The 10,924-nt window shown below is 32.5% G+C and carries 4 protein-coding genes and 1 pseudogene; all 5 read left to right on the top strand.

The features are described 5' to 3' along the window. Positions 1 to 3,589 (top strand): beta strand repeat-containing protein (locus I7H67_RS19525; RefSeq protein ID WP_198308643.1); only part of this gene is annotated, 3,589 nt, incomplete at its 5' end. 65 nt (positions 3,590 to 3,654) lie between these two features. After that, positions 3,655 to 5,132, top strand: a pseudogene (locus tag I7H67_RS19865) (tryptophan 7-halogenase). Between the two features lie 1,368 nt (positions 5,133 to 6,500). Then, the gene (locus I7H67_RS19510; protein ID WP_227602616.1) at positions 6,501 to 7,148 is read left to right on the top strand and encodes a molecular chaperone; all 648 of its coding nucleotides are present in this window, start codon (positions 6,501 to 6,503) and stop codon (positions 7,146 to 7,148) included. Between the two features lie 232 nt (positions 7,149 to 7,380). Beyond that, complete coding sequence (locus I7H67_RS19505; protein WP_198308641.1) at positions 7,381 to 7,893, top strand: FimD/PapC N-terminal domain-containing protein; 513 nt, start codon at positions 7,381 to 7,383, stop codon at positions 7,891 to 7,893. A gap of 318 nt (positions 7,894 to 8,211) precedes the next feature. Then, positions 8,212 to 9,237, top strand: coding sequence for an AraC family transcriptional regulator (locus tag I7H67_RS19500; protein WP_198308640.1), 1,026 nt, complete (start codon positions 8,212 to 8,214; stop codon positions 9,235 to 9,237). The last annotated feature ends 1,687 nt before the right edge of the window (positions 9,238 to 10,924 follow it).

Here is a 10,924-nt window from a genome sequence, read left to right as displayed (position 1 = left end):
TATTACGACAGGTACGACATGGAGTTTGGTTGATGCAGTTGTCCATAGCAGTAATTTTACGTATCAAGCACGAGTCATTGATGCAGCAGGTAATATTGGAAGTACAGATAGTCAAGCCATTGTGATTGATACAACTGCACCGACTCAGTTAGTAACGATCACAAACTATACCGATGATGTTGGTGTAGTTACTGGTAACTTTAACAGTGGCTCAACAACAGATGATCGTACTCCTGTATTAAATGGTACAGTAAATTCTACCTTGGGAGCTGGTGAGCAAATTGCTATTTATCAGGTGAATGGTGGAAATACAAGTTTCCAAGGATATGCAAATATAGTTGGAACAGCATGGACTTATGAGGTCAGTTCTAATCTAAGTGATGGTCAATCATATACCTATTATGCACGAGTAGTTGACACCGCTGGTAACCTCGGTTCACAAAGTAATAACCTCATATTGACTGTGGATGAAACTCCACCAGATGTAACAGGATTGTCTACTACTACTGTAATAAATTTAGATACTGCAAATGGTGTTCCGCCTTCAGGAACTACAACAACGTTAACAGCTACTAACAATGATTTGATTACTCGTGATGCGACTCCAAGTGAAATCTCGGGTACATTAAGTCGTACATTAGGTGCTGGTGAAGCATTACAGATTTCGATAGATGGTGGAACCTTATGGACAAATGCAACATTAACTGGTTTAACCTGGACACATGTACTAACCCAAACTTACACAACTGATGTAAGTTTGAACGTTAAATTTAGATTAATTGATACAGCCGGAAATGTTGCAGACTTAACAGGTCAGGACAAAACTGTAGTAATTGACCTAACTTCACCGACAGGAATTACTACTGCACCTAATGTGCCTGATGTAACGACTATTTCTACATCATATACCTTTAACAGTGCAACATATGGTGTGCTTGAAGCAGGGACAACAATTGCCCTTGTTAATGATGTTAATAACAACGGTATGTGGCAAGAAGGTCAGGATAAAGTCGTGGCATCTGCTGTAGTTGCTGCTAATGGTAGCTGGACGATTACCACAACGCTGCCTGCTGGTGCATTGAATCTGGCATTCTTGGTTTGGGATGTTGCAGGTAATGTATCGTCTATTAGTCAAGTGACTAATACTGGCGTAGCTTCTTCTGCAACTGGTAGCCAAACCATTACTACAACTTGGGGTGGTACAACGGATGCTGAAGGTTATGGGTTGAATGCTGCTGCAGTAACAATAAGTGCAGATGGTTCATGGTCATTCTTCCAAAGCGTACGAGGTACATCTGGTACAACGACAGCAAATGCAGGACGAGTCTATACCCAGAATAATTCATTAACTGACTATAGTTCTTTATATCTGGCAGAGCCAAGTACTACAAATGGTGCTGGTTATAATGTGAATGATGCTGGTTACGGTCGTTTTATAAACTCGGCAATGTTTGCAGATATCAATCGTGATGGTTATGTTGATGTAATGTCACAAGTAAGTAGTTATGGTAACAGTGGACGAACTGCGTACTGGCTACAAAATGCCGATGGTAGTTATACACCTCAGGCTTTAAATCAAGGAACATTAAATCATTTAGGTGGTGCAATTGCTTATGATCGTACCGGTGATGGTTATTTGGACTTTGTATTAGCAGATTCAGCTGCGGACTCTATTTCATTTATCGTCAATAATGCTGGTACATTAACTTATGAAAATAATGGTGAAGCTGGTAGACCCCCATCATTCGCTGGAACGGTATCTAATGGAGTAGGGACAGGAAGCGTTACAGGTACAGCACTACCATCTGGGTTCTCTGTATTGCATGAAACTGGAGCAGTTGATCTGGACAACAATGGTACAGTTGATATTGTGGTGCACTCAGATCAAGGAACCGGTCAAAGAAGCATGGCTTTACTCTATAACTCAGGAGGAACATCTGGATTTACATACATTACCAAAACAAATATTTTTGCAAATGATGGTGAGGATGACTACGGGAACTACTCACAATCTACAACATTTGCTGATTTCAATGGTGATGGTTGGCTCGATATTTACCTCAACCGAGGTTCAAAAGCTGGTGCAAATTCAAATGAAAGCCGTATTTATCTGAATGATGGTACAGGAAAACTGAATGCAACGGATGCTGAAGCCTTATGGTTTGGCGATACTAAAAAAGGTGGAACATCCTTTGCAGTGGACTGGAACTTTGATGGCAAAATTGATGTCATTGAAGTCCCTGCACAAGTAGCAGGAAGCGGCTACAGTGCATTTGCACCAACACTATATCTGAATCAAGGCAATAATGTTTGGACTGGTGGCGGTACAGCATTAACCACTGCAACATATTCAGATATTACAGGTGCTGTTGTGGTGGATTACGATTGGGATGGTTCATTGGATCTAGTATTTTATCGTGCAGGATTAGATGGGGCAGTAGTATCAACGACGAATAGTGCACCAACAATATTAGTTAAGAATACAAATGTTGCCGCTGATGGTACAAGTTTACAAATTCGTATTGTTGATGGTCAGGGTATCAATACTTATTATAGCAATACTGTAAAATTGTATGATTCGGCAGGAAATCTGGTCTCTACACAAGTGATTAATCCTCAATCTGCTGGTTCAAGCAATAGTATGGGTCTAGTAAGTTTTTATGGATTAGATTCTAATGAAACCTATTCTGTACAATTGCTCAGAATTACTAATGGTGTATCCGATAATGTGAGTGGTGTTGCCAATCTTGGTGGTTATACCAATACAACTATCAATACAACATGGAGTGGTTTAACTACTGGTAAAGCCAATGAAGCTTATGTATTGACTGCAGAATCTGGTTCTTCAGTGAATAATAGTGCAAGTAACGGTGTAGGCATTGTCGGTACAGGTTATAACGACCACTTCTTCGGTACATTAGGTAACGATCACTATAATGGTGGTGGTGGTTGGATTATTAATGCTGCTGGTGCAAAAGAATGGGTTGCCAATGGTGGGGAAGATATTCTCGACTATAGCCTATTAAATGCACAAATAGCCGTTAATGTAGCTATAGGTACTATAACTAAAGTCATTGCTGGTATTACTTATATCGATACATTTGAAAATGTTGAGAAATTTATCACAGGTAGTGGTGATACAACATTTACAGGTGGTTCAGGTAATGATTATTTTGTCGGTGGACAAGGTAATGATACCTATAATCTGGGAGGAGTTGGTGGCGGTAGCGATACAATTTACCTTACGCTGCTGAATACAGATGCGACAGGTGGTAATGGCAGTGATGTCGTTAATGGTTTCCATGTTGGTAAGGTTGGTACAGATAGCGATGCAGATATCATTGACTTACATGAGTTATTAGATAGTTATACTGGAACGCCAAGTTTATATACTGATACAGACGGTGTAAAATTGGATATTTCTTCATCTCATATACTTGACTATTTAAAAATTTCAAGTGATGGAAGTAATACTACTATTGCAATTGACCGTGATGGTGGAGCTGATAACTATTCGAATGTTTTGACTTTGAACGGGATTGATACAGATTTAATTACCCTACTATTGAATAACCAATTAGTTATTTAAAATTGCAAAAAAAAATGGCGCCTAGGCGCCATTTTTTTTGTTCTAAAAACTATTAAAGGATAAAAATGTTAAATTTAAGAAATATTAAAACGATTTCTATTATTGGTGGTGGCACAGCGGGGTGGTTTGCAGCTTTGACGATGAGACGATTATTTCCTTCTAGTGTAGATATACAGGTTATTGAATCGCCTAACATTGGTGTACTGGGTGTTGGGGAAGGAGGATTACTTAACTTAATTCAAACCTTAAATAAATTAGGGATCCCGACCAGCGAATTTATGCGTGAAACTGGGGCTAGCCTTAAATGGGGTTTTTGTTATGAGGGGGGGAGAACTGGTCAACGAGATGATGAGTTTTATCATTTATTTATTAATCCTGAGTTGTCTCCCTTTAATTATGAATATAGAGGATTTTATCCTATAATTTCTTCTTTAATATCTCAAAATATTCCATTAGCTAATGTTGTTAAGGGGTTTAATGCTATTGTTAATCAAGTTTCACAAAAAGAGGCCATTGATCATTTAGTTGCAACATCTGGTGTATTTACATCTTTACATTTTGATAGCGATAAAGTGGCAAGCTTTCTTTGCCAAAAGACTACTGAGCGTGGCGTAAAACATTTACAAATGAAAGTTCAGGATATTTTTTTGATGAACACGGATTTGCGAAACAAATTAAAACGGAAGAAAGCTTACTAGATACAGATTTTATTATAGATGCAAGTGGTTTTTCTCGTTTGGTAGTAGGGAAAAAATTAAAAAGTAAATGGATTTCATTTAAAAAATATTTAACTTTAAATTGCGCAATTCCATTTCACATTTCACATAAAGGAAAAAATCCAGAGTTGGTGACAAGAGCTACAGCTATGAATGCTGGTTGGATGTGGCAAATTCCTTTGAAGGAACGCATAGGAGCAGGTTACGTATTTAATAGTAATTTCTTATCTGAAGAGCAAGCAATTATTGAAGTCGAAAAATATTTAGGATATGAAATAGAACCTCAAAAAGTATTACATTTTGAGTCAGGTCATTTTGAAAAAGTTTGGCAAAAAAATGTATTAGCATTAGGACTTGCTTCAGGCTTTGTTGAACCCTTAGAAGCGACATCAATTGGTCAAATGTTAGAGCAATTAAGGGTTTTTGAGCAAGTAATATTACAAAGTGGTGGAATCATATCTGATTTGAGTATTAAAAATTATAACCATGGTAATTCTGCAACTTGGCAGGGTATATGCGATTTTCTACGTATGCACTATGACTGTCCAAGAAAAGACTCTCCATTTTGGCAATCTATTGCACAAACACCCTATCCAGAAAGTTACGCTGCCTTAAAAGAAGTCTTCTTAGAACGTTGCCCTAGAATGGAAGATATTAAAGGTTATACGCAGCATGGATGGAATGGAATTTTTCATGTGGTAAATTGGATCTTTGTTGGACAGTCCTTAGGACTTATTTCATCAGAAGCTTGCAAGGATGAGCTAGATTTTTTACCTGAAAATTTACGTGATGATATAAATAAGAAAGTTCAAATTTTAAAATCATAAATTATTTATTAATTGTATAAATATAGAGTATCTATACTTTATATTTATCTTGGATTTTTTTTGATAAAAAGCCATTAAACATATGTAGTTATAAGTTTTTAATGAGTGAATTCATAATACCAGTTTTTATAAAAGAATATGCAGAAAATATCAATTAAAGACAAATTTACTTAATATAACCAAACGTAGTTTATTGCATGACTCGAAAGCAACTAATGAAAAAAGAATGGGATTTATGGCTGAAACACTGTAAGTTAAATACAAGTAAAAATAGTAGAAAATTAATTTTTATAATTCATAAAATTTTTTATTAGCTGTTAAAAAATAGGTATTACTGTGAGAGGAAAGAATATGATTAAAGAAGGTTTGCTTAAGTGAGATTTAATTATACTATTTACCCATAAGAAAATTAGAGCTGATCCTCATTATTTTATTTCATATCTTAAGAGTAAACTACTTTTAAAAAATCCATTTTTATTTATTGAAAGATTTTTTAATATTTTTAATATTTACTATTGTTTTAAATGAAAACTTTTTTTCGCAAATTAACAAGAATTATATAGCTAATACAAATAATAATTAAAATAACAAATAGCCTGAGTTGAAAGTATTCTATGAATTTATTTACACCATCCCGAAAAGTTAAAAAAATTTACTTTCGTAAAGGGGAGCATCAATTTGTTCTACTTTCCCTCTTTATTTTTAATGCTACAAATCAAAAATGGAAAGATGATGAGATTAAAAAAGTAGTTCAAGAAGCAAAAAAAAAGGATTACAAACATCTTCTTAATACATTACGTAATCACTCAAGCACTTGATTTCAACTTTATATTCAATTGAATCTAAAATGAAAATTACAACTTGTATTAAATGCAAACTTTTTCTTCATAAAATGACAATATTTGTTACATAAAATAAACAATAATCGTTTTTGTGATTAAAATCACAAAAAGTCAAAATGGGATAATTTTAAATATTAACCTATTAATTAATAAGCTTTTTTATATGGTCGTTAAAAAATATCTAGAACTAGCAATTACAGTAATTTTATTTGCACCTGCATGCACAATTAGTGCATCGACTGTAACTTTCTAAGGTAAAGTTTCGATTTCAACTTGCTTCTAAGCTACAGGAACATCACCTATAACTCTAAACAGTGTGACAGACAGTTAATGGCTTAGCAATTAAAACAGGACAGACGAGCGCTAATTACGAATTTGGGGACTCATCAATATATTGCTGAGGGCGGTAATGCAACTGCTGCTGCTGTTACTAGCATAGGGGGAATACACTTGAGCTATTAAAAAACTCTTAAATAATGACCAGTTATAGGTGGTTGTTTTGCCGTAATTTTTCCATAGGATAGAAATGAATATTTTCCTCGATTTATTTCAAAAGTTTTTACTTTTAGTAATTTATTTTTTAAATTTAAGCTTTAGATTTAATAGTTTTGCTAGTGTTGTACGCGTTGGTACACGTGTAATTCTTGAAGATAGTCAAACTGAAAAAACAATTTATTTTCAGAATAAAGATAATAAACCCGCTTTAGTACAAATCTGGTTGGATGAAAATTGTACACTTGATGCTACAAAAGCACCATTTGTGATTACTCCTCAAATTTTCCGTATGGAAGCAAATACAAGTCAAATTGTTCGATTACGTTATACGGGTGAACTTGTCTCTAACTCACAGGAATCTTTATATTATCTGAATTTTATTCAGTATCCTTCTAACAAACAAAGTGAAATTGAAAATAATAATCATTTAATGGTTGTATTTAAAAATAGAATTAAAGTTTTTTTTCGGCCAAAAGAATTAAGTGATTTTATGAGTTCTTCAATAGTTATAGATAAACTCGGATTTCTTATTGATCCTGCTGATAAAAAATTAACAATAAATAATCCAACTCCTTATTTTTCTAATATTCAGGAAATTGGGCTACAAATAAATGGTAAATATTTTATTCTAAAAAAAATATTATTGTTGAACCAAAATCAACTTCACGTTTTATTGTAAAAATTCCAGATTATATCAATGAAAATGCAAAAATAAAAGCAACTCTAATTAATGATTATGGTGCACTCGTTGTACGTATTGAATCACTAATTTTTTGATATAAAAATGAGAATTACATTATGAAAATAAATTATTCATATCTGTTTTTATCTATCTTGCTAGTGGAAGCTATTGCAAATAGAGTCCAAGCGATGGATGAAAAAATCATCAATCAATAAAAAAATCTAATTTATTGGAATATTTAAATAAAAAGAAAAATATTTTACTTGATAAGTACAAGGTTGATATTTATTTAAATAACCATTTTATTCAACGCATGAAAATAGATATTAAAGATAAATCTAATAATGTTAAACTATGTTTGTTTTTGAAAAATTTAAATATTTTAGGATTAAAAGATAATTATATACAGATAGGATCAAGGCTAGGTAGAGAGCAACAGTATTTTTATATTCAGGGGTGGATAAAAAATAGCCAGATTGGCCCTTATCAAAGCAATTTAATTTTAGATTTTAGTATTCCACAATCAGGCCTTTTATCTAACCCAAGAGGTTATATTAATCTTATAAATTGGGATTCAGGTAGTATAGTTGCTTTTATTAAGCATATTTATAATTACTATTACAACTGCTTTAAAGTTGAAGACAATCATAGCAGTCAAGATTCTGCTTATGTTTCTTTAAATGGTGGCATCAATATTGTAAAATTACAATATCGGCAGCATTCTAGTTGGAGTTACAATTAAAGCTCTGGCGAAAAATGGAATAATATTCGCAGCTATTTTATTTATCTTTTAGCTTCTATTATTCGTAGTCAAGAAAATTTTGGTAAAGTATATACTTTTGGTCAGCTTTTTTCATGTTCAAGTTTTTATGATTTGTCACAAGTCTCAAAGAGAGTACTTAATTTTAGGTAAATATTTTAATGATTCTTCATACTCATTAAATTTTTCACTTGTAGATCACAATGGTGTTAAGCATAATTTTCAAAAGAAGATTAACTTAACGAGCAATTAATTAATATTTTTCTTGGTTCATATTTATTAACTAGAGCGAGTTAAGAAATGTTTAAAAATCTCTATCATGTAAAATCTGTAAATAGCGGATTAATTCGCCTTTTAGAGAAATTTTGTATTAATAACAATATAAGACTACCTAGAGAAACTTCGCTTTTTAATTTTAATGATAGAGTCCCTTTCTCCGAGTGGCTATCATTACTTAATTATATTGAAAAAAATTATTCAAGTCCAACTTTGAGTTTTGAAATAGCGCAATTAGTTGAGTCAGAACATCTAGGTATATTAGGATATATTGGTAGCTGTAGTGATAATCTAGGAAGTGCTCTTCAATTTTTACTTAAATATCATCGATTAAGTTATGATTTCATGGATTTGTCGGTAAAGTTTAATGATAATGAGTTAGTAATTAGCTGGGAGTTTGATCCATACTTTAAGGCCGGTAAACTAGCTGATGAAACTATGATAGCTATATTTTTTAAATTTGTAAGTAGCTTAATTTTTCCAAGTACTTTAAAAATTAGTAAAATTGAATTTACTTCACAAACGCCGAAAGATAAAAATATTTATGTAGACTACTTTAACTGTCCAGTTTATTTTAATCAAGCTAAAACAAATATATATTTCCCTTTAAGTGGCTTAAGTTTAAAAATAACAAAAGCAGATAAAACTTTAAACTATTTTTTAATTCAACAGGCTGAAAAATTACTTCTTGATTTACCAGAAAATGATTCATTTGAAGACCTTGTTCGTTTAGAAATAATTCATTCATTGAATCAAGGGGGGATATCTATTGAAAATGTTGCAAAAAGAATGGGTTACTCCCCAAGAATGTTCCAGTACCAGTTAAAACAAAAGGGATTGAATTTTAAACAAAGTTTGAATCAGGTAAGAAAAGAGATGGCTGTTAAATATTTATCTGATCTTAATTTATCAATTCTTGAAATATCATACTTGCTATCATATCAAGAACAAACATCATTTATTCGTGCATTTAAATCATGGATGGGCTTAAGTCCTTTACAATATAGAAGAAAAAATATTAATAATTATTCTGATACTTCTTTGGAATAATATGCTAATATAATTATACTTTATAACCTATAAAAATAATCATAAATTTTTTATATTTTAATACTCTTAAGTAGAAATTTTTTAATAATTAATAGTTTTTAAGTTAAAATTAAAAAATAAAGGTCTTGAAATAAATTAATGGAATGACCATATTTAACCACCATATCTGTGGAGCAAAGTTAGCTTCTATCAAAGGAACGGTTTATGGCTTGTTGGCACAGTATTATGGAGTTTGTGGATCACGAACGCCGAGCAATGAGTAGGGACACCGTTGAATTCAGCATGGTTTGGGATGGGAAAAAAACAAACAACGTGGGCTAGAACAGGCATTGATAATGGTGTCTTAATTATATTGTCAACTATTCAGTTTAAAGTAAGTTTATCTATTTAGCCTATTATGGATAGTACGCAATGTCTGGAAAATGGTAATACCTTTATTTCTGAATGCGCCTTTGGACGTATATTTAAGGTCACCTTGCAGGGCGAAGTAGCATGGGAATATGTGATTCCTTATTTTAATGAATATCCAAAAAACATGAACATGTTATTCCAGGGAAACATAACAGTCTTTTCCTAGCGTATCTTTATTCTAAACATCAGTTGTCGTGGTTAAATATGAAATAATACTCATCTTTGATGTACTATTGTTAATTAGTGAGAAGACTCTAATTCCAAATTTAATCAATGGTTACCTCGGCAATACAAATTGATAAGCAAAGCAAGGTAGTAGGGTTTCATCACGAAGCTTTAGATCATGTCGTATGGCAAGGTTATGGTAATGCTAAGTTTAAAATGGGATGCGAGAAGGAATTGGATATGTTTGATAATTTTATACTGAAGACATCGAGTAAGTAGAAGTCAGTTCATATTACTGCTCATGTTCAGAATATTCAAAAAGGTTTGAGCAGTTGGTTGCGGCTTTAACGTGAATTTTTTTATTTAATTCATTTAATGTAAAATAATTAAATATCCATTTGATATTTAGCATGCATTACAACATAACAAAAAATAAAAGTAGAAATAATAAATTTTAACGGTGTCTATGTTTTAATTTTGGGTATTTCTCCCTAATTTAAGGAGGAAAATTCTACAAGCAGTTGCTGACTGTAAAAAGAAACAGCGTGTTCATTAAATAAGAAAATCTAATCAAGACAAGAGATTCTCAGAAACCGTAGGCTCTTTTTTATGTCTGGTACTTAAAATAATATGGAATTACATGTCCTTACTTCCATTAATTATACATCACCCTATTACGGCAAACATAGCAAACTCAGCAAGGAATATTCACAAAGCTTTCATTATATTCATAGAGGTCTCTTGAAGTAGCCTCTATGCAATTGACAAAGCAAAGCCCTGTTCATCCTTTAGGAGGAGGTTTTTGTTGGTTTAGTTGAGAGCGCCATATTTCTGTACAATGTTCAGCCTCAAGAGAATTGGATATTTCCGTTCGTGTATGGGATGAGTACCTACTATGAAATTAAGAAAATATGCCAGTATAAAGTTATCCATTAAGAAGCCATCATGGGTTTTATATAATTCAGTAGCTTCTGATTGAACTAAAGGTCGTGTATGGTAAGAGTAAGATGATATATCTATCAGTAAAACTTTTAACTATTAAAGTATATATCCAAATTTCAAAAGCTATTATTTTTCAGAATAAGATTAATTTTTATTATATTGTAAAATT

Source organism: Acinetobacter sp. ACIN00229 (assembly GCF_016106645.1).
Lineage (GTDB): Bacteria > Pseudomonadota > Gammaproteobacteria > Pseudomonadales > Moraxellaceae > Acinetobacter > Acinetobacter oleivorans.
Note: the sequence above shows the minus strand (reverse complement) of the source record. Positions and strands in the feature narration are given on the sequence as shown.